Source organism: Flavobacterium sp. MMLR14_040 (assembly GCF_033657265.1).
Lineage (GTDB): Bacteria > Bacteroidota > Bacteroidia > Flavobacteriales > Flavobacteriaceae > Flavobacterium.
Genome location: NZ_JAWVWO010000009.1, coordinates 170,793 through 192,377 on the forward strand (window position 1 = coordinate 170,793; position 21,585 = coordinate 192,377).

Sequence of the window (21,585 nt, forward strand, 5' to 3'; positions counted from 1 at the left end):
ATCAATTTTAAATACGGATGTTTTTTTGTAAGAATTTATAGTTTTGAAAAGAACTGAATTATCTTAGTTTGCAACACTTGTTGAAAACGATCCAATTGCAAAAGTGTTCCCTAATCTAAAGCTGCTGTTTCCTTTTTGAAGCGTTACATTTTTAAGTACAATTGTGTGCTTAAATGCATTGGGTCCATCGGTAGTTGTTGTTACTTCAATTGAACCATTTGTGTCTGTAGCTCCAGTCCATGTTTCTTTTAAAGATGGAGTTGATGGAGTAGTAGTTTGGCAAAAATAATCTTCGGTCAAAGTACTGTTGTAAACTCGGTATAAAAGTTTATTATTGGTAGCACCTATCACCGCCGTTCTTGGCTGATTTAATGGCGTAACCGTATTTTGAATTAAACCAGATTCTACAGCATCAATAGTTATAGCAGCGCCGGATACAATAAAATTATAAATTTGTCCCGATGTAGTACATTGTGCTGCTGTTTCATCAAATGTTAAATCTAATGTGGTTTCCAATTTTGTTGAAAAGTCTCCAAATACAATTTCGGGTACAGTTACATCGACACCGGAAACAGAATATGTAACATTTTTAATTATAATGTTATGACTATATCCGTTAATTCTCGTAGCATTATTAGCGTCGGCATCTGTTACTTTTTGTACGGTTTCTATTTCTATTACCCCTGATTTTGCATACCATTCATCTATAACTTTAGGTGATGTTGGCGGTATTAAACTACAAATGTATGTTCCTGCTATTGTTCCGTCATAGCCTCTGTAAACAAGTCTATAAGTACTATTATCAATATTGTATTGATTTGGCACATCTATAGGTGTTGGGTTTTCCGGAAAAGTATTTTCAGGTACCTGCAATAGTAATGATTCCTGAGTTTTAAGTTTATAAACCAATAAATTCTCATCAGTACAGCTTGCAGAGTTTGTAATAGTACTAAAGTCAACGTTATCAACAGTTATATCACCATCATCGCAACCATTTAATAAAAATGCGAATAACAGTAAGCTTGCATATTTTCTCATCATAATTTTATTTGGGTCAAAAATAGTGAAAAATTTGGCAAATGATATTTAAGAATTCACAATTGATATTTCTTAACTTTGCATCAATGAAAAAAGTATATCTCGATAACGCCTCAACTACAGCCATGCGACCTGAAGTTATTCAGGAAATGACAAAAGTGATGACTGAAGATTTTGGTAATCCCTCATCTACGCACAGTTTTGGACGAAATGGAAAAACTATTTTAGAACTTTCCAGAAAAAGTATTGCAAAACAGTTAAATTGTTCTGCACAGGAAATTATATTTACATCCGGCGGTACAGAAGCTGATAACTGGATTCTTCGTTCGGCTGTTGAAGATTTGAAAGTAACCCGTATTATAACTTCAAAAATTGAACATCATGCGGTTTTATATGCCGTTTTAGCTTTACAATCAGATTATGGTATTCAGGTTGATTATGTTGATGTAAATCACGACGGAAGTATCGATTTGACACATTTATCAAGTTTGTTATCTGAAGATAAAAAAACTATTGTCAGTTTAATGCACGTAAACAACGAAACAGGCTCTATTTTAGATCTTGACAGGGTTAGTGTTATTTGCAGGCAATACAATACTTTATTTCATTCAGATACTGTTCAGTCTGTAGGTAAAACCGAAATCGATTTGCAAAAAACTACTGTTGATTTTATAGTTGCCAGCGCGCACAAATTTCATGGACCAAAAGGAATTGGTTTTGTGTTTATTCGTAAAAACTCAGGTTTGCAGCCATTAATTTTTGGTGGAGAACAGGAAAAAGGACTTCGTGCAGGAACCGAAGCAGTACATCAAATTGCCGGAATGGCAAAAGCTTTGTCTGTTTCCTATGAAAATTTAGAGGAAGAAAGAAACTATATTTCGGACTTGAAAATGTATCTTATTCAACAATTAGAAATTCATCTTCCAGGTTTTAGAATTAACGGTAAAAAAGAAGATTTTTATAATATCATCAATATCATTTTGCCTTTTTCTGAAGATAAAACTTCGATGTTATTATTTAGTCTGGATATGAAAGGAATCGCCGTTTCAAGAGGAAGCGCCTGCCAGTCTGGAAGTATAAAGCCTTCGCATGTTTTAAAAGAAATGCTTTCAGAAACAGATTTAAAATTACCAAATCTACGAATTTCATTCAGTCATTATAATACCAAAGAAGATATTGACTGGTTGGTTCAAAGTTTGAAAACTCTTTAAAAAGGTACAAAGAGACAGAGTTGCAAAGGTTCAAAGATTTAGAGTGTAGATTTTATAATCTAAAATCTACACTCTAAAATCTAAAATTATTTACGAATCACTTTTACCTGCGAATCATTTGTTAGTTTTATAATCGTCGAAGGTTTTCCTGCAACTTTATCCTGATTTAATTTTACAACATAATCAACACCTTTAACGATTTCCGGGTTAATATCTTTAAAAGCAATTGGAGTTGGCTGTCCAGAAATATTAGCCGAAGTCGAAACCAAAGGCTTTTTCATTCTTTCTAATAATTTAAAACAAAAAGGTTCTTTTACTACACGAACTCCCAATGAATTATCTGCTGCAATAATATTTGGAGCAACATTTCTTGGTTCGTCCAAAATTAAGGTAGTTGGTTTTTCAGATAAATCTAAAATTTGCCAGGCAACTTCAGGAATATTTTTAAAAACATTGTACATCATTTTTTCGCCATTCATCAAAACAATCATGCTTTGTGTTTCGGCACGCTGTTTAAGTTTGTATATTTTGGCAACCGCTTCAGGATTTGTAGCATCACAACCAATTCCCCACACGGTATCGGTTGGGTAAAGTATTATTCCGCCTTCTTTAATAACTTCGTAAGCGTTTATTATCTCCTGATTCAGATTTTCCATAACAACAATATATTTAATAAAAGTGGCGCAAAGATACTAATAAACTCTAAGAATCTGATGTGTTAATAGTAACCGAATATGTATGTAAAAAGCATTTTATTAATGTACGTTTGTACTTTGTTTATTGGATGTAACAAATTTGTTTGAAAATTATTACAGTCATTTTAAACATTTATTTTTAAATGTAAAATATCTAAAAAAGCAAATTTAAGAATGAAGATAATACTCGATTCACAAGCTTTTAATTATCAAAAATATGGAGGCGTTTCAAGATATTATACAGAGATATTTTCTGTTTTATCCCGAAATCCAGATGTAGAAGTTTTTATACCCTGGTTTTACACTAAAAACATTTATTATAAAGAAAGTGTCTTGTATAATAGCAGACAAAAAAAGCATAATTTCTTTCTGGAACTTCTTTCTAAACTTGGAATAAGTATTCGAAAAAAAAGCAAAAAATCAAATTATGCAAGAACAATAAACGAAGGTTTGTCAGAAAGCAATTATGATTTGTTTATTCCAACTTATTATGATCCTTATTTTTTAGATTATATAGACAATAAACCCTTTGTTTTAACAGTTTATGATATGATTCATGAATTGTTTCCTCAGTATTTTTCGGATGCAGATAAAATGGCAGCAAATAAGTTGTTATTAATCGAAAAAGCAACAAAAATAATTGCCGTTTCACAAAATACAAAAAATGATATTTTACGTATATATCCTCATATCGAGGAAGAAAAAATAGAAGTAGTTTATCATGGAACTTCAATTAAAATAAATGAAAACATAAGCACAGATTTACCCTCTGATTATATTTTATTTGTTGGATCCAGAGCCGATTATAAAAATTTTATTTTTTTGGTTGATGCAATAAAAGAACTTTTAAAGAAGGATTCGAATTTGTATTTAGTTTGTGCAGGCGGCGGAAATTTTAGTAAAGCTGAGAATGATTTTATAAAAGAAATGGGTTTAGAAAATCAAATTATTCAAAAAGATTTTGAAGAAGAGGAGTTAGGCAGTTTTTATAAAAATGCAAAATGTTTTGTTTTTCCATCTCTGTATGAAGGATTTGGAATTCCGGTTTTGGAATCGATGGCGTGCGGATGCCCTGTTGTTTTGGGAAATCATAGCTCGTTTCCTGAAGTTGCAGGAAAAGCGGGAGTATATTTTGATGTAAACAGTAAAGAAGATTTAAAAATTAAAATTAACAATCTTCTGGAAAACGAAGCTTTAAGAGTAGATTTTACTGCAAAAGGATTGGAACAAAGCAAGAAATTTAATTGGGAAAATGCAGCCTCGCAATGTTTGGCTGTGTATCAAAAAGCGTTGAAGAAATAATCTGAAAAATGAGTAACTACAAAACAAAATCAGCGGTATTATTTTTGATTTTTAACAGGCCCGATGTAACTGAATTGGTTTTTGAGCAAATTAGAAATAACAGACCTTCTAAATTATATATAGCAGCAGATGGAGCAAGAAGAGACAGGCCAAATGAAATAGAAATTTGTAATGAAACCAGAGCAATTGCAGCAAAAATTGACTGGGATTGTGAAGTTAAAACATTATTTAGAGAGGAGAATTTAGGTTGTAAATACGCTGTTTCATCTGCGATTGACTGGTTTTTTGAAAATGAAGAAGAAGGAATTATTTTAGAAGATGATTGTTTACCCTCTGAAGATTTCTTTGTTTTTTGTGATGCAATACTCGAAAAATACAGATTTGATACCAGAATAAGACATATTGGAGGTACCAATTTACAACTAGGTCAAAAACGTGGAAATGATAGTTATTATTTTTCAAATTTAACTCACGTTTGGGGCTGGGCGTCCTGGAGAAGAGCCTGGATTGATTATGATGTCGAATTAGCGAAATACAAAAGTGCTGATATTGAGAATACTTTCAAATTTATTTTTAATAATAGCATTGTAGTAGAGAGCTGGAGCAATATTTTTCAGAAATTATTGAAAAATGAAATCGACACTTGGGATTATCAATGGACAATAACGAATTTTTTTAATAATGGTTTGTCGATTATTCCAAACGTAAATTTGATCAGTAATATTGGTTTTGGTGCAAATGCTACACATACAGACAATTCTAATGATGCTTTTTCGAATCTGAAAACCGAAAAACTTTTGCAGATAACCCATCCATTAATAATGCTTCCTAATAAAGAGGCCGATTTTTTTACTTTGAACAGAGAGTTTAAAGTCAAAAAAAGAAAGAGAAAAAAAATGTGGAGGAAATTAAAATTTTGGAAAAAATATAATAACTAATTGATATGAGTAAAGTATCTGTTATAACAGTAAATTTTAACGACAAAAAAGGATTAAGCAAAACACTGGAAAGTGTAACCAACCAAACGGATAAAAATTTTGAATTTATTGTAATAGACGGAGGAAGTAATGATGGGAGCAAAGAATTAATAGAACAATATCAGGATAAAATCACGCATTGGGTGAGCGAAAAAGACAATGGTGTTTTTAATGCTATGAATAAAGGAATTAAAATCGCCACCGGAGATTTTATAATTTTCATGAATGGTGGAGATTGTTTTTATAATAATTCGGTATTAGAAGATACTATTCCCGATTTTACATCAGAATATGATATTTATTATGGTGATAATTATAAAGAAAGTAATGGTTCAAAAAGATTAAAAATTTATCCTGAAAAATTAAGTTTTTCTTTTTTTTATAATAGCTCAATAAATCATCAGTCAACTTTTATAAGAAAAACGCTTTTTGATGATTATTTCTACTATAATGAAAACTATAAAATTGCCTCAGATTGGGAATTTTTTATTTATGCAATCTGTTATAAAAATGTTTCTTATAAATATTTGAAGAGAACAATTGCGATTTATGATTTTACCGGAATTTCTTCAAATCCAAAGTTTAGGGATTTATATAATGAAGAGAAAAAAATAACTTTTCAAAAATATTTTCCAGCCTTTATGGAGGATTATAAAGAAGTCGAAGTTTTAAATTCAAAAAGATTCTTACAATTTCAGCATATTAAAAAATTTACAGTTCCCTGGAAGCTATTAAAAGCTTTTATTAGCTTATTATTACTATTTTTGCCTAAAACCCCTAACAAGTAATTTCAATTTATACTCTTTTTGATTATAGAATTTATGAAAAAAATACATGTAGGTTTTTTGTTTTCACACGATTATGAAAAATTAAAGTTATCCATTCCACCAGTTTATGCTGCATCTGACAAAATTTTTATTGCGATAGATGAAAATTACATTACGTGGTCGGGAAATAAGTTTGAGGTTGATCCTGATTTTTTTGAATGGCTTAAAGAAATAGACACCGAAAACAAAATCGAAATTTATAGGGATAATTTTTACGTACCGTCTCTAACCGAAATAGAGATGGATACTCGCGAGCGTCATTTGCTTTCTCTAAAAATGGGAATTGGAAACTGGCTTGTTCAGGTAGATAGTGATGAGTACTTTTTTGATTTTGAAAAGTTTGTTTTAGATTTAAGAAAACATGATCATTATCTGGATAATCCAGAAAAAAATAAAATTCAAATAGCTGCTTTCTGGGTTATACTTTACAAGTATACAGACAATGGAATTTTGTATGTTGATTTGCCAATGAAAGCAATATTTGCGACAAACTATCCTAACTATAATTTAGCCAGAAGAACAAGTTCCCGTGTAATTTATACCAATAATATTGTTTTGCACGAATCGTTGTCAAGAACAGAAAAAGAATTGCGTTTTAAATTAGAAAATTGGGGGCATAAACGTCAGGTAAATGCTGGATTTATTGATAAATGGATTAAAGTAAACGAAAAAAATTACACCAAACTTAGAGGTTTTTATTACATAGAACCAAACCGCTGGAAAAAACTAAATTATTTTCCAAGCAAAGATTTGAAAGAAATCAAGGATTTTGTAATAAATTCTAAAGTACTAACCATTTCACCAGTTTACTTAGCTTTGAAGAACTTTGGACAATGGTTTAAATTTTTATTTAAATAAATTAATATAAAATTTCATTGTAAACTTTTAAATAAGCAGCAGCTGCTTCTTTCCAATTAAAGCTGGCAGCTCTGTCCTTTAAAAGTGTCTGACATTCAATTTTATTGTTTTCGTGATAATTCAATCCTTCAAAAAGAACGGTTTTCATGTATTCAGGATCAAAATTAGTCCAATAATTTGCTGCATTTCCGCCAATTTCCGGTAAGGAAGTTTTATCAGATAGAAATACAGGCTTTCCAAAACTCATTGCTTCAATAGGAGGAAGTCCGAAACCTTCTCTAATTGAAGGAAATAGAAAAGCAGCGCAATTTTTCATGTAAAATTGCTTGCCCTGATCACTTATTCTTCCGGTTAAAAATACTTGATTTCCAAGACCATTGTCGGTAATTAGTTTTTTTATTACCGCGCCATATTCTTTCGTATCATTTCCGGAAATTATTAAGTTAAAATCTTTAACAGACTTCATCATGTTAATAATTGCGATATAATTCTTTCGCTCAATAAAGTCACCAATCGTATAGAAAAATGGTTTATCGACAGGAACCTTACTAATAAAATTAGATGTGTCTAATAAAGTAGATATCGGGTTTCCGTTATAAATTATACATTCAGGAACATCGGGAATTTTAAAATAATCGTGTGTTTGTTTTTTTGCAAATTCAGAAATATAAGTAATTGCAGTAGCTCTTTCCAGTTTTTCTTTAAATAAGCGATTTCTTTTGTGATTCATATCTTTAGATATTTCTTCAACAAAATTAACATCATGAATCGTTAATAAATATTTTGTATTTGTACGCGGTTCAATTTTAGTATTTTGATTTACGGCATGCCATAAATCATACTTTCCAAAAGGCCTAAAGGTCTCATATCTATGAAAAGATCTGTATTGATGGTATTTGAATTTGTCTCCAAATTCATTTTTAAGTAAATTCGGTTTCCCTGAATTAAGGTAGATTTTTAAGTTGTCAAAAGAAAGTTGTTCCATACCCTTAATTAATTCATAATTAAAAGTTCCTAACCCGGTTGCTCGGTTATTTATGTTATGAGTTTCTAAAAAAACACTCTTTTGCTGTGACATTACTTAATTTTTTCACGAAAATACAATATTAATTTGATGTGTTAAATTGTATATGTATTTTTGTTGTTTATAAAAATATACTGATGAATTTTAAAGTAAATCCCGCTTTTGAAAATAGTACCCTATCTGTACTTGATAATATTAAAACATTTAATAATTCAGGAAGTCTTTTTGGAAATGGTGATCGAAATAAAATAAAATTGTTTGAACTGAACGGAATAACAATCAATATAAAATCTTTCAAAATACCGAATATCGTAAATAAAATTGCTTACAAATATTTTCGAAAGTCAAAAGCAAGACGTTCTTTTGAATTTGCAACTATTTTGTTGGAAAAAGGTATTGGAACTCCGCAGCCAATTGCATTTCTTGAAAATTTTAATGCTATTGGGTTAAAAGACAGTTATTATGCGAGTGAGCATTTAATTACTGAATTAACCTATAGAGAACTCGTAGAAATTCCTGATTATCCGGATCATGATAATGTACTAAGACAGTTTTCAAAATTTACTTTCGATTTACATCAAAAAGGGGTTGAGTTTTTAGATCATTCACCAGGAAATACTTTAATCAAAAAAACGACTGACAATAAATATGATTTTTTTCTGGTTGATTTAAACCGAATGAACTTTCATGCAAATATGACTTTTGAACAGCGTATGAATAATTTTAGACGCTTAACACCTCATAAAGAAATGATTGCAGTTATGAGCAATGAATACTCAAAGTTTTATAAAGATAAAACAGAAACTGAAATTTTTGACACTATGTGGAAAGCAACGGTAGATTTTCAGGAAGAATTTGCCAGAAAGAAAAGACTTAAAAAGAAACTTAAATTTTGGAAGTCTTAGCTTGTTTAATGATTTTTTTAAGTTCCTGATAGCGAACAAAAACGCTTAAAGCATTTAAATAACAGATAATAATTCCTTTTCGGCCATCGAGAACTCCTAATCGTAAAAAATACTGATTTAAAAATTTATAAGCAGGGCGCAAATAAAAATGATAAAAGCCAGGTTTCGTGTTTTTTATAAATTGTTCCTCTGCTTTTAATTTTCCATAAAAAATCATTTTTTGCTTATATTCATTGTAACTGGAATACGAGTAATGATTTAGCTTATGTTTTAATTTTTTTGTTTTTCCGTTTACGATTAATTTTTCATGCACAATTTTATTGACGTTATAATGTGCATGTTCTTTTTTGAAAAGTCGAATGATTTTATCAGTTTGCCAGCCGCTGAAACGTATTTTTTTGTTTTTGAACATGAAATTTCGATAAACAAAATAAGCCGAAGCACTATCTTTTTGATTTATAGTAAAGTCGATTTCCTGTTTAAGCTTAGGCGTCAATCTTTCATCGGCATCAATAAAAAGAATCCATGAATTTGTGGCGAGACTTAGGGCATAATTGCGTTGTACGGCAAAATTATCAAATGTGCGCTGAAATATTTTTACATTTTTAAATCCTGAAACAACTTCAAAAGTGTTATCGGTACTAAAAGAATCTACTACAATTATCTCATCGGCAAAAGCCAAATCATCAAGAAGTGTTTTTATATTCGACTCTTCGTTGTAAGTAATGATTAAAACTGTTAACCGCTGTTTTTCTGCCAAAATCATTTTATTTTTGTGCTAAGATTTTGGGTTAAAAAAGATTCAATTTTTGCTGCAAAAAATTCAGGTTTAAATTCTTTGTATAAAGATAATGCGTCTTTTTTGAGCATTTTTTCCGTTTTATTTTCAAATAAATCAGGACGATAATCTTTTAGATGTACCGAAAGATGATGAATTCCATCTTCAAAAGTGGCCCAGATTTTCTTTTCAATCCACGGAGAAAAAATAATAAACGATGGTTTTTCAAGCGCTTTTGCCATATTTATAGCTCCTCCGTCATTACCAATTATAAAATCACATTGATTTACAATACCAATAAAAGAGCGTAAATCTCCACCCAGTAAATCAAAATAAATTTTTTCCTGAGTTGAAGATTTACAGGCATTAAAAACAGTTTTTGCTTCTTCAAGCTGCTTTGGGAAATAATTAAAAAGAATATTTACATCGGCATTATCAGCAACATAATCAATAACTTTTGCCATGAAGTCTAAAGGGTATGTTTTTAGTTTTTCACTTCCCAAAAGACTTATCATAACGGTTTTTCGATCTTTTCGAACCAGGTGTTTTTCAAAAATTGCAATCGCTTCCTGATTTTCTTTGTCTGAAACAAACAATTTAGGAATTGGATCTATTTTAATTTTTAAATCCAAAGGTTCCAATAACGAAAGTCGCCTCTCTATTGCCAAGCCTAAATTTGTTTTAGGAAAGGGCTCAAACGGAACATTGTCTGTATATAGAAAATTTCTTCCCGGTTTTTTATATGATATTTTTCTTTTGGCATTGCTTAATAAGACCAAAATCCAACTTTCTAATTTTGAATAAGCATCGATTAACAAATCGTATTTTTCTCTACGAATTTGAAATGCAAGATTTAATAATTCCTTTGTGCTTTTTCGATGTTTCTCTTCAAAAAGAATAATATTATCAATACTTGAATTGCCTTCTAAAACAGGAGTCGTCGAGGAATAAACCAAATAATCGATTTGAGCGTCAGGATAGGCAGCACGCAAATTGTTGCATATAATGCTGCTGACTAAAACATCACCAATCATTTTTTGCTGGATTACAAGTATCTTCATTTATGTGGTATTTATAAAGAGATTGCAAATTGAAGCAAAAAAATCCAAATCCCAATCATTTTTCAGAAAGGAATTTGGATTTAATAATGAAGCATAATATTTTATTTACTTAAAACATATCATACGCGAGTATTTGTATATTCTTACTTAGTGCGGCTGTTTTTTTGATAAACCAAAAACTGTTTCGATCCAATTTTCTATAGTGTATTTTGTATAAATATTCTCAGGAATTGGTTCGTATGGACTAGTGAAAAACTCTGTGTCAAAATTTATGTTTGTTTCATCAATAATTAATATGTTTTTGGGATTATAAAAGTCATAGTGAGCAATATTGGGATTTGTTGTAATTAGTTTTTTCTGCAGTCCCAGACTTTCAAATACCCTAAAAGTTAACCCATTCTGTTCTTTGCGATGAATGTCTAAAAGAAATTTGGAATCGTTTACAAATTCATTAACCTGATCAATTTGAATGTATTCTGAAATAAATTCAATGTTGGCGTTTTTTGTTTTATTCTTTTTATCATAAATAATAATTTTAGATGAAATTCCATTGTTAGTCAGTTCATCTGCAATTTTAGATATAATATTAAATCTATTATCTTTTGAGCTAATATTAAAAATATCGTATTTAAAAATTCCAGCTGGATTTGTTTTTGATTCTTTGTAAATAAAATTAGTTATAAATTTTAGGTTGTATTTTGCACAATCTTCTTTTTCAAATGAATAGACTTCATCAAAATTAGGAAGAATGGGAATTATTTTTGGGCAGCGATAAATATTATCATTAAAAAAAGCAATTGATTTTTTGGTGTATTTCTTAAACTCTAAAATCTTTTTTGGATCAATAAAATCACCTTTTATAGTTAGAATAACATCCTGAATTTGTCCGAGTTCTTGTAAACGTTTATTTATTTCATTTCCAAAATGAATATTTTTTATATTTTTCTTTAAAAATGCTTTTAGAAAAAAATTATAAATACGGTATGTAAAATTTGGGTACTCGTATTTGAAAGTATTAAAATCTATATGATTTACTATATGTCCTCTTTTTTCAAGAGCTGTAGCAATATTGTCGTTATAACCCCAATTATCGTGGCTAATAATAGTAATTTTCATTGTAAGAATATTTTTATTTTTTAATTGATAAAAGTAAGTAAAATTTCTATTTTTGCACTTATATATAAATATTTGTAATGAAAATTAGTGGCTTGGTAATTACGTTTAATGAAGAAAAGAATATAGGAAAATGTATAGATGCATTACTAAAAGTTTGTGAAGAAGTAATAATTGTCGATTCATTTAGCAAGGATCGTACAGTTGAAATAGCTCAAAATAAAGGTGCAAAAGTTATTCAACAGGCTTTTTTAGGAGATGGACCACAAAGAACGCATGGTTTGCCTTATTGTAAAAATGATTGGATTTTAAATCTTGATGCTGATGAATTTTTGGATAAAGATGCCAAAGAATTTATAAAGGAGAAAAAGTATTTAGAAGGAAATCATGATGCGTTTAGTTTTAGGGTAAAAAATTTTCTGGCAGATAAACTTATTGATTTCTCTGGTTGGTATCCGGATCAGAAAGTTCGTTTTTTTAACAAAAAAACGGCACATCCCTCAGATTCAATAGTACATCAAAAAATTGTAACTCAAAATGAGAAAAAAGTTGATGTACATATATTGCATTATGGATGGGATTCTTTAGATCAGATCATTGCAAAAAAGAATCAATATTCTGGCTGGCATGCACAGCAGTTATTTGATCAGGGAAAAAGAATAAATGCTTTTAAGCCAGTTTTAAATGGAACAGTTGCTTTTATACGCTGTTATTTTTTTAAGAAAGGTATTTTTAATGGAATTGAAGGATTGTCAATAGCAATGATTCAAAGTTTTTTCTCTTATATGAAATATGCGAAGCTTTTGAAACTTCAAAAAAGAAATTCCAAATAAAAAAAAATCCAAATTCCAAATCTGTTACGATTGGAATTTGGAATTTAGAAATTGTGATTTATTTTATTTAAATCTATACAGCAACATCGTACTCACGAAGTGCATTGTTTAATGAAGTTTTTAAATCTGTAGATGGTTTACGAGTACCAATAATCAAAGCACATGGAACTTGAAATTCTCCGGCAGCGAATTTTTTAGTATAACTTCCAGGGATTACAACAGAACGTGCAGGCACAAAACCTTTCATTTCAACAGGTTCGTCACCAGTTACATCGATAATTTTAGTTGAAGCAGTTAAACAAACGTTAGCACCAAGAACAGCTTCTTTACCAACATGCACACCTTCTACAACAATACAACGAGAACCAATAAAAGCACCATCTTCAATAATTACCGGAGCAGCTTGAAGAGGTTCTAAAACTCCACCAATTCCAACTCCGCCACTTAAGTGTACGTTTTTACCAATTTGTGCGCAGCTACCAACAGTTGCCCAGGTATCAACCATAGTTCCTTCGTCTACATACGCGCCAATATTTACATAACTTGGCATCAAAATCACACCGCTTGAAATGTAAGCACCGTAACGTGCCACGGCATTTGGTACTACACGAATTCCTTTTTCAGCATAATTTCTTTTTAGCAACATTTTATCATGATATTCAAAAATACCAGATTCCCATGTTTCCATTTTTTGAATTGGAAAATACATTACAACAGCCTTTTTTACCCATTCGTTTATCTGCCATTTGTCACCAACTGGTTCAGCACAACGTAATTTTCCTGCATCAACCAATTCAATAACTTCTCTAATAGCATCAGTTGTTGCTGTTTCTTGTAATAAAGCTCTGTTTTCCCAAGCTTGTTCAATTATAGTCTGTAAAGAATTCATAAGTTTTTAATTTTTTGCAAAGATAGCTTATTTGGATAAAAGCAAAAAAGTAAAAACCTTTGAAAATGTTACAGATGTAACTTTTTGTTTTTAATTTGATAAATATTACGACGTGATTAGCTTAATAAAAATCAGAAACAACCCCTAAAAGTTTTTTTAATGTCAAAATATGACATAAGTCAGGTTTTGTGATTTTCCTTCAACTTAATTTCGCCGCATAATTCAAACATTAAATGAATTATCAAATGCCAATCCAGAAACAAATTTATATACATATGAATCAGGAAAATCAACTTCAGAGACAGCAGCGAACTATTATTGATAAAGAAGTTTCGTGGGACAAAACTCAGGTTATTATGAGTAAAACAAATGCATTTGGCATTATAGAATACGCCAATGAAGTATTTGTCGATGTTTCGGGGTACGAAGATTATGAATTAATGGGTCAGCCTCATAATATTATCCGTCATCCGGATATGCCAAAAGTAATTTTTAAAGTGCTTTGGGAAAATCTAAAAAACGGAAAAAACTTTCATGCAATTGTAAAAAACTTAGCCAAATCAGGAAGGTTTTATTGGGTAATTACCGATTTTGAGATTTCGCGTGATGAAAATGATGTAATTGTAAATTATTTTGCAAGAAGGCAGGCTGTACCTCAGGAAGTTGTGGCCTTGCATATTGAGCCATTGTATAAAAAATTACTACAAATTGAAGCAGCAAGCGGAGTAGAGTTTAGCGAGAAATATTTAATTGGTTTTCTGGAAGAAAAAAAGAAAAGTTACGTAGAATATATAAAAGAGCTGATTTTTGAACATGAAAAAGGACATGCGAAATTTGCTCAATATGAGGAGCAGCATGTCGAAGAAGAGGAAGAAGAAAGAGGTTTTTTTAAACGTTTATTTAATAGATAATATTTTTTTAGGTTTGAAATATTTGATTTTTAGGTTTTTAAATATTTGGAAAAAAGATCCGTTTTGAGTTTTCAAAACGGATTTTTTGTGCTTTAAGTTTGATTAAATGCTCAATTTGTTATCTATTACTCTTTCGTTAAAGGTTTGAATATACGCTTTTAAAAAATTTTCTAATTCTTTAGTTCGTAAGAGTTCCTGATTCATTAAATTATTTTTTAATAAAATATCCTTTTTCCAATTGTATAAACCAATAGTCTGATTATTTGCAAAAGCAAGATAATAGTCATCTTTAATGCAGTGATATGTTCCCTGGAGATAGTAAACTACAAAATTTTCTTTTGATTTATAGCTTTTTCCAAAGCTAACCATTTCGGTTTTGATATTTAAATAATCAACAATACTGGGCATAATATCAACTTGCTGAAAGTTTTTTTCATTAACACCAACAAAATTTGGATTTGAAGGATCAAAAAATAAGATCGGAATTCTGAATTTTCCAATATTTGTTTTGTAGATATCGTTGTCTCCACCGGATGACGTATGGTCTGCGGTTATAACAAAAAGTGTATTGTTGTACCAATTTTGCTTTTTGGCAGTCTTAAAAAATTCACGCAAAGCAAAGTCAGTGTACGCAATGCTTTCCTGAATAACTGTTGTTCCCTTTGGAAATTTCCCTTTGTATTTGTCGGGAATAACATAAGGATTGTGTGAAGAAATAGTAAATAACGAACTAAAGAAAGGTTGTTTAAAAGAGCTTAATTTAGACGCGAAAAATCGCAGAAACTCCTCATCAAAAACGCCCCATTTCCCATCAAAAGCTGGTTTTCCTACATATTGATCTTTTCCATAATATTCATCAAAACCTGCAACTGCAGTATATTGATCAAAGTTTTGGCTTCCGTTAAACGCACCATGAAAAAAAGAAGTTTTATAACCTTGTCTTTTTAAAATTTCAGAAATGCTATTCGTCTTATTTAAAGAATACCCGGATGTAATAAATGAATTATTCATCAAGCTCGGAATACTGGAAAGAACGGAAGGAACGGCATCAATAGAAATTTTTCCGTTTGCAAATCCGTTTTTAAAATAATATGATTTGGTAATCAAAGAATCTAAAAATGGAGTTTGATTGTGGTTAATATTTTCATTACCAAAGCTCTCTAGAATAAGAACTACAACATTTTTTTTAGTTGCAGAATCTTTTGGTTTTATTGAAATAACAGGATCATAAATTGATTTTAATTCTTCAGAACTAAAATAATTGACTTTCTCAATGTCTTCTTTTTTGGTTAACGTTTTTAAAATCGTAAATGGTGTATTTAAAACAAGTCCGGCATTATTAAGATTGCCATATTTTATGCCGTCCACAATTTTTATAGGTTTTTCTTGTAAACCTCCACGGCCAATAATAACAATTACAATAATTGAAAAACAGATAAATGCCGATTTTTTCAAGTAATTTTTTTTGGTTATTTTTTTTAGGATTACAGTGTCATTCAGGTTTGGAATTAATTTCCACAATAAGAAACTTAGAATAAAAAAAATGATTGCTACGTACCAAAATTCTCTTAAAAAAGAAGGAAGTAAACCTGGAATTTCCTGTTTCATTCCTTTTGCTGTGATCATTCCGAAAGTACTTCTTCTGCCTGTAAATCGGTAATAAATGATGTCTATGAAATTTGTTGAAATAAAAATAAGATTGACTACATAAAAAGTGATTTTTAGAATCTTTTGATACAAATTATTATATTTAAAATTGCCGGGAATTAAATGGGCAATCAAAAACGGAATATTAATATAACTGATAGCAGCGAAATCAAATAAAAGACCACCTACAAAATTTTGAAGTGTAAAACGATCAAATAGTTCAATGTTAATGAAATAGAATAGAAGTCTGCTGAATTGGTAAATTAGAACTATTAAGATAAATCTTTGAAGAAATAAAAAAGTGCTTTTTTTGTAATTAGTCATATGAAATTTAATATAGAAATAGCTGCGATCATTCACCAAATGTTCTTATTTGGGAATTATTTTTATGCTATAAAATTTCACGCAAAAGAAACTTAGTTCTTCCTTTAAGAAAGGAATTAAACAACATCTTTATAATAAAATAGGATATTTTTTCGCTGTCTCAGATTTTGTATGACTGCAGAAAAATTGAAAAATAAAATAGTTTATCTTTGTATAATAAGGAGATATTATGAAAGCGATCAGATTAGAATTTCAGCCTGAGATCAGAGAGAAAATCTTGGAATTTTTAAGTTCATTTTCTTCTGATAAATTGAAATAACTCATGAAGATCCTGACTTTGATGAAAACAGAAAAAAAGTACATGCAGCTTATGCTAAATTTAAAAATGGTACGGCAAAATTATATACAATAGAAGAAGTTGATGAAATTTCAGAAAAAACAATTTCTAAATATGAAGATTAGTTTTACAGAAGATTTTTTGTTTGCCCTGAATAAACAAGTTGAATATATAGCCAAAGATAAACCGAAAGCGGCTAGAAAGCTTTAAAATGATTTAATCAAAAATATAAAAAAGATATTCAAAATTCTTTTCTCTTTGAAAAAATCAATTCATTTTAATGATGAAATGATAAGAGATTATGTCTTTACGGGATATATCGCTTTATGAAATTGACAAGGAACGAGATATTACTTTTATTTTTGCATTTATTAAATACAAAGATTCTCTTTAGATTTATAAATTTTCCTTTCTATCTTTGATAAAAATTAAAAAATGCCAAGAATTCTCTCCATAGACTACGGACAAAAACGTACCGGAATTGCTGTTACTGACGAAATGCAAATAATAGCGTCGGGTTTAACTACAATTCCAACTAATACTGTAATTGATTTTCTGAAAGATTATTTTGCAAAAGAAAAAGTCGAAGCTGTTTTAATTGGCGAACCAAAACAAATGAACGGTCAGCCTTCAGAAAGTGCTTCAATAGTCAAAGGATTTGTAACTCACTTCTCGAATATTTTTCCTGATATGAAAGTCGTTCGTGTAGACGAGCGCTTTACTTCAAAAATGGCTTTTCAAACCATGATAGATAGCGGCTTGAGCAAAAAGAAACGCCAGGACAAGGGTTTAATTGATGAAATCTCTGCCACAATAATGCTTCAGGATTATCTTTCTTCAAAACGATTTTAGTTTTTTTTAATCATAATCTTATGATGTTTTAATTTTTAGAAAAACATAACTTTTATCATGCTATTTTAGTTTTTTTTTGCAATTATAAAAATTACCTTTGCACTTTAAAAATAAATTACTGTTATGCCTGACAATACAATACGTTCCAATAGTGAAGTAGTGCTTATTGGAGCTGGAATTATGAGCGCAACTCTTGGATTAATTTTGAAAGAGCTGCAACCTGATATAAAAATTGAAATTTACGAAAGACTGGATGTTGCTGCTGCCGAAAGCTCTGATGCCTGGAATAATGCAGGAACAGGACATTCTGCTTTTTGTGAATTAAATTACACTCCCGAAAAAGCTGATGGAAGTATTGACCCTAAAAAAGCAATAAGTATAGCAGAATCATTTGAGGTTTCACGTCAATTCTGGTCTTATTTAGTGCAGCAAAACAAAGTTCCGTCTCCTGATAATTTTATAAAAAGTGTCCCTCATATGAGTTTCGTCTGGGGAGATAAAAATGTAGAATATCTTAAAAAGAGATTTGAAGCTTTACAAAGCAATCCAATTTTTTCTCAAATGAAATTTAGTACTGATTTTGAGCAGTTAAAAGAATGGATGCCACTTGTAATGGAAGGGAGAGAAGCTAATGAAAAATTGGCTGCCACACATATGGCTATTGGTACCGATGTGAATTTTGGTGCATTAACCAGAAGCATGTTTAATTATTTAGAAAAACTGGATGGTGTTTCTTTGTATTTCAATCATGAGGTTAAAAAACTAAAACAACGCGAAGATAAGTTATGGCGAATTAAAATTACTGATTTGGCTACCGGTCAAAAACGTAAAGCATATACCAAATTCGTTTTTATTGGAGCAGGTGGAGGTTCATTACCATTATTAGAAAAAGCAAATGTTCCCGAAGGAAATGGATACGGCGGTTTCCCGGTAAGTGGGCAATGGTTGAAATGTACCAATCCGGAAGTTATTGCAAAACACCAGGCAAAAGTATACGGAAAAGCAAGTGTTGGTGCTCCGCCAATGTCGGTTCCGCATATTGATACACGTGTAATCGATGGTGAAAAAGCACTTCTTTTTGGGCCTTTCGCAGGATTTTCGACACGTTTCTTAAAAAACGGATCTTATCTTGATTTACCGTTATCTATAAAAGCAAACAATTTAATTCCGATGTTATCAGCGGGATATCACAATATACCTTTAACAAAATATTTGATAGAGCAGGTTCGTCAGTCTCCAAAAGACAGAATTAATGCACTTCGTGAATATTTACCGACTGCACGCTCTAAAGACTGGAAATTAGAAAGAGCCGGGCAACGCGTTCAGGTTATTAAAAAAGACGAAAAAGAAGGTGGCGTTTTAGAATTTGGAACAGAAGTAATTAATACACATGACGGAACTTTGGCAGTTTTATTAGGAGCTTCTCCAGGAGCTTCAACAGCAGTTTCTATTATGATTGATTTAATTAGCAGATGTTTTACCAACCAAATTAAAACACCGGAATGGGAAGCTAAAATGAAAAATATGATTCCTTCTTACGGTCAGACATTAAATGATAAGCCAGAACTTTTAGAACAAATCAGAAAACATACTTCTGATGTTTTGAAATTGAATAATTAGTTTTAAATTCTATATAAAACAACAAATCCAGATCATTGATCTGGATTTGTTGTTTTTAGGTCTTTGGTGTTTTTTAATATCTTTTCCGCCAGATTACTCATCCAAATCAATTGTTCAATAACCATAGAAGCTTCCTGCATTTTAGCCTGACGCGTTTCTTTGTCTAGTTCATCATCTGTAGCCAAACGATTAAAATTGATGCGTTTTAGTTCTTCAAATTGCAAAGTCACATCTTCTTTATCAAAAAAAGTATCTGTTACAATAGTTTCATTTTTTAAAATTAAAATAGAATGATCAAGATTTGATATAATGGTTTTTATAATATAATTAAACGATTCTGAGGCAGAAGTTGTTTGATGCGATTGAATATAAGTTGATAAAGAAGCCAATGCAGAAAGTAGAGAATGATTTAAAACCACTAATTTGTTCACCAAAGGCATTGTTTTTTGTTTTGATTTTGGCTCTTGCATCATACGTTGAAACGAAGTCATTAAATTTCCAATTTCAACAAAAGCATGTTTTCTGGCTAATCTGTAAGAAGTAGGAACTTCTCCTTTTTTATTATAAAAATCAGCGATTTCTTTTAAGTAGTTTCTATTAGAACGTATAGAATTTTCAATATGTATTGGTGTGTTTATAAATTCCCATGCCGGCCATAAAAACTGATTGGCCAAAAAGGCTAAGACAGCACCTGTAAGTGAATCTAATATCCTAAACTGAATGACTTCAACAACATTAGGTGTTAGAATTCCGTAAATGAAAACCACATACATCGTTACAAAAGTGGCACTTATTTTATAATTGATTTGTGTAAATGAAATTCCGAGTAACATACAAACAATAGAAAAAATGCTTAGTGCAACATGATTTTGCACTAATGAAACAATTCCGAAAGCAAGTAATCCTCCTAAAATTGTCCCGAAAATTCGATTATAAGATCTTTCTTTTGTCAAACCATAACCAGGTCGCATAATTACAACGATAGTTAGTAGAATCCAGTAAACATTTTGAAAAGGAAGAAATTTCCCAACAATAAAACCAATCAAAATGGTAATGGTTAATCGTAACGAATGCCTGAAAATTGAAGATGAAAAACTCATATTTTCCAGCAATGTACGAAACGGATAATATTGAGGCGTAAGGAATTTTTCGAGTTCCTTGTCCTTGTCTTTTAATTTATAAGATTGCATTGCGAGCGAAAATGCCCTTTGAATAGTCTTGATTTTCCCAACTTGATTTTTTGCATATTTAAGCATGTTGGTTAGCATTAAAACACCTTCGGCAGCTGCTTCCTTGCCTAATGTTTTTTCATAATCAAAAATGGCAAATTCAAGAGCATCAAGTTCATTTTTCAAATCAGATTTATCAACATAAACGGCAATATGATGTACATTTTTAGAAAGCTTTTTTAAGGTTGAAGCCAGTTTATAAGCAACATTCTGATAGGTTCGCAAAACTTCCGGATGCTTGTCAAATTTTTCATGAAGTTTACTATGATCAAATGATGTATATAATGCCAGTTCCTGAATTTCAATAAGAGTGATAAAAACAAGCAACATTTTTCTGTTCTGGCTGGTAGCTGCAGAAGTATTTTGATTTCCAATAAGTACCTTTCTTAAATCTTCATTAATTAAATTTAATTCAACCTGAAGAGCCAGTTGTTTTTCAATAATGGTAGTTCTTTTGGCTTCGGGACTCCATAAATCACCTCTTAATTTTAAATATTTTGCCGTTAATTTAATGCCCTCGGCAATTTGTAATTCAACATACTTATAAGGTTGTACAAAATGAAAAACAAGTGATACTATTAAATATAAAATGCCTCCAATAAAAATAAGACCAGCATATTCTATAGCATCCCAACCCTGATGTAGATGTCCAAATGATAGCGAAATAGAAAGTAAAGCAGAAAAAGATACTAAAGTAGCTCTTTGCCCATAAACAGAAATCATCGAACATAAAAAAAGCAATAAGGCTAAAAAAGGATAAAATAAAAACGGATACGGATAAGCAAAATTGACCAATAAATTTACACCCGAAACAATAAAAGAAGCAACTATAAGGCCCTTAATTTTATGCTTTAAAGTACTTGGAATATCACTTGGGTAGGTAAAAAAAGCACCTAAAGCAATGGTAAAACCAAGTTCAAAATATCCCAGAAAATTCAAAATTAAAACAGGAACAACAGAAGCAATAGTTACTTTTGAAGCATTTAAAAAAGAAGTGCTGTTGGTAAATTTCGTGATACGTTCGTACATATAATCAGGTTTACTAGCAAAGGTAAGAATTGTACGAATTACTTTGGCATAATTATGGATGAGTTTTTGGTCATAAAGCAAAAATGAGATTAATCTGTGTTTAGAATTATTCATTGACTATTTTT

General features: G+C 30.5%; 19 protein-coding genes. 10 read left to right on the top strand and 9 right to left on the bottom strand.

The features are described 5' to 3' along the window. Positions 1–63: 63 nt before the first annotated feature. Positions 64–1,041 (bottom strand): hypothetical protein, encoded by a 978-nt coding sequence (locus tag SD960_RS13905; protein ID WP_318804023.1) that lies wholly within the window; start codon positions 1,039–1,041, stop codon positions 64–66. Positions 1,042–1,124: 83 nt separating this feature from the next. Here SD960_RS13905 and SD960_RS13910 point away from each other — a divergent pair, with 83 nt between their 5' ends. Next, complete coding sequence (locus SD960_RS13910) at positions 1,125–2,249, top strand: cysteine desulfurase family protein (protein WP_318804025.1); 1,125 nt, start codon at positions 1,125–1,127, stop codon at positions 2,247–2,249. A gap of 86 nt (positions 2,250–2,335) precedes the next feature. Here SD960_RS13910 and SD960_RS13915 read toward each other — a convergent pair whose 3' ends face one another. Further along, entirely contained in the window at positions 2,336–2,905 is a 570-nt protein-coding gene (locus tag SD960_RS13915) for an L-threonylcarbamoyladenylate synthase (RefSeq protein ID WP_073393550.1), read from the bottom strand. A 213-nt stretch (positions 2,906–3,118) separates the two neighbouring features. Here SD960_RS13915 and SD960_RS13920 point away from each other — a divergent pair, with 213 nt between their 5' ends. From SD960_RS13920 to SD960_RS13935, 4 genes are read left to right on the top strand one after another with little or no spacing between them, the layout of a single operon-like run. Beyond that, positions 3,119–4,246, top strand: a complete 1,128-nt coding sequence (locus tag SD960_RS13920; protein ID WP_318804029.1) for a glycosyltransferase family 1 protein — start codon at positions 3,119–3,121, stop codon at positions 4,244–4,246. Positions 4,247–4,254: 8 nt separating this feature from the next. Beyond that, a complete protein-coding gene (locus SD960_RS13925) occupies positions 4,255–5,184 on the top strand; it encodes a nucleotide-diphospho-sugar transferase (protein WP_318804031.1) in 930 nt (309 codons plus the stop codon). Positions 5,185–5,189: 5 nt separating this feature from the next. Continuing rightward, positions 5,190–6,011 carry a glycosyltransferase family 2 protein gene (locus SD960_RS13930; RefSeq protein WP_318804032.1) on the top strand — a complete coding sequence of 274 codons (822 nt, stop codon included), beginning with the start codon at positions 5,190–5,192 and terminating at the stop codon, positions 6,009–6,011. 33 nt (positions 6,012–6,044) lie between these two features. Then, entirely contained in the window at positions 6,045–6,908 is an 864-nt protein-coding gene (locus SD960_RS13935) for a hypothetical protein (protein WP_318804033.1), read from the top strand. A gap of 1 nt (position 6,909) precedes the next feature. Here the strand turns inward: SD960_RS13935 and SD960_RS13940 are convergent, their stop codons facing one another. Continuing rightward, a complete protein-coding gene (locus tag SD960_RS13940; RefSeq protein ID WP_318804035.1) occupies positions 6,910–7,986 on the bottom strand; it encodes a glycosyltransferase family 1 protein in 1,077 nt (358 codons plus the stop codon). A gap of 83 nt (positions 7,987–8,069) precedes the next feature. On the opposite strand from SD960_RS13940, the gene SD960_RS13945 reads away from it, so the two are divergent. Next, complete coding sequence (locus SD960_RS13945) at positions 8,070–8,837, top strand: Kdo domain containing protein (RefSeq protein ID WP_318804037.1); 768 nt, start codon at positions 8,070–8,072, stop codon at positions 8,835–8,837. Here SD960_RS13945 and SD960_RS13950 read toward each other — a convergent pair. From SD960_RS13950 to SD960_RS13960, 3 genes are all read right to left on the bottom strand, one after another. Continuing rightward, positions 8,818–9,603, bottom strand: coding sequence for a glycosyltransferase family 2 protein (locus SD960_RS13950; RefSeq protein ID WP_318804039.1), 786 nt, complete (start codon positions 9,601–9,603; stop codon positions 8,818–8,820). The genes SD960_RS13945 and SD960_RS13950 overlap by 20 nt on opposite strands. Continuing rightward, positions 9,600–10,676, bottom strand: coding sequence for a glycosyltransferase family 9 protein (locus tag SD960_RS13955; protein ID WP_318804041.1), 1,077 nt, complete (start codon positions 10,674–10,676; stop codon positions 9,600–9,602). Before SD960_RS13955 ends, SD960_RS13950 begins: the two co-directional genes overlap by 4 nt. 147 nt (positions 10,677–10,823) lie before the next feature. Continuing rightward, the gene (locus tag SD960_RS13960; RefSeq protein WP_318804044.1) at positions 10,824–11,792 is read right to left on the bottom strand and encodes a hypothetical protein; all 969 of its coding nucleotides are present in this window, start codon (positions 11,790–11,792) and stop codon (positions 10,824–10,826) included. Positions 11,793–11,869: 77 nt separating this feature from the next. On the opposite strand from SD960_RS13960, the gene SD960_RS13965 reads away from it, so the two are divergent. Next, positions 11,870–12,622 carry a glycosyltransferase family 2 protein gene (locus SD960_RS13965; RefSeq protein WP_318804045.1) on the top strand — a complete coding sequence of 251 codons (753 nt, stop codon included), beginning with the start codon at positions 11,870–11,872 and terminating at the stop codon, positions 12,620–12,622. 73 nt (positions 12,623–12,695) lie between these two features. Here the strand turns inward: SD960_RS13965 and SD960_RS13970 are convergent, their stop codons facing one another. Beyond that, entirely contained in the window at positions 12,696–13,511 is an 816-nt protein-coding gene (locus SD960_RS13970) for a 2,3,4,5-tetrahydropyridine-2,6-dicarboxylate N-succinyltransferase (protein WP_318804046.1), read from the bottom strand. Between the two features lie 275 nt (positions 13,512–13,786). Here SD960_RS13970 and SD960_RS13975 point away from each other — a divergent pair, with 275 nt between their 5' ends. Next, the gene (locus tag SD960_RS13975) at positions 13,787–14,422 is read left to right on the top strand and encodes a PAS domain-containing protein (protein WP_318804122.1); all 636 of its coding nucleotides are present in this window, start codon (positions 13,787–13,789) and stop codon (positions 14,420–14,422) included. A gap of 102 nt (positions 14,423–14,524) precedes the next feature. Here SD960_RS13975 and SD960_RS13980 read toward each other — a convergent pair whose 3' ends face one another. Next, complete coding sequence (locus SD960_RS13980; protein WP_318804049.1) at positions 14,525–16,393, bottom strand: LTA synthase family protein; 1,869 nt, start codon at positions 16,391–16,393, stop codon at positions 14,525–14,527. Between the two features lie 772 nt (positions 16,394–17,165). On the opposite strand from SD960_RS13980, the gene ruvX reads away from it, so the two are divergent. Both ruvX and SD960_RS13990 read left to right on the top strand, forming a co-directional pair. Then, positions 17,166–17,582, top strand: a complete 417-nt coding sequence (gene ruvX / locus SD960_RS13985; RefSeq protein WP_042564573.1) for a Holliday junction resolvase RuvX — start codon at positions 17,166–17,168, stop codon at positions 17,580–17,582. 123 nt (positions 17,583–17,705) lie between these two features. Further along, positions 17,706–19,202 carry a malate:quinone oxidoreductase gene (locus tag SD960_RS13990; RefSeq protein WP_318804052.1) on the top strand — a complete coding sequence of 499 codons (1,497 nt, stop codon included), beginning with the start codon at positions 17,706–17,708 and terminating at the stop codon, positions 19,200–19,202. Positions 19,203–19,234: 32 nt separating this feature from the next. On the opposite strand, the gene SD960_RS13995 is transcribed toward SD960_RS13990, so the two are convergent. Beyond that, complete coding sequence (locus SD960_RS13995; RefSeq protein WP_318804124.1) at positions 19,235–21,460, bottom strand: FUSC family protein; 2,226 nt, start codon at positions 21,458–21,460, stop codon at positions 19,235–19,237. Between the last annotated feature and the right edge of the window lie 125 nt (positions 21,461–21,585).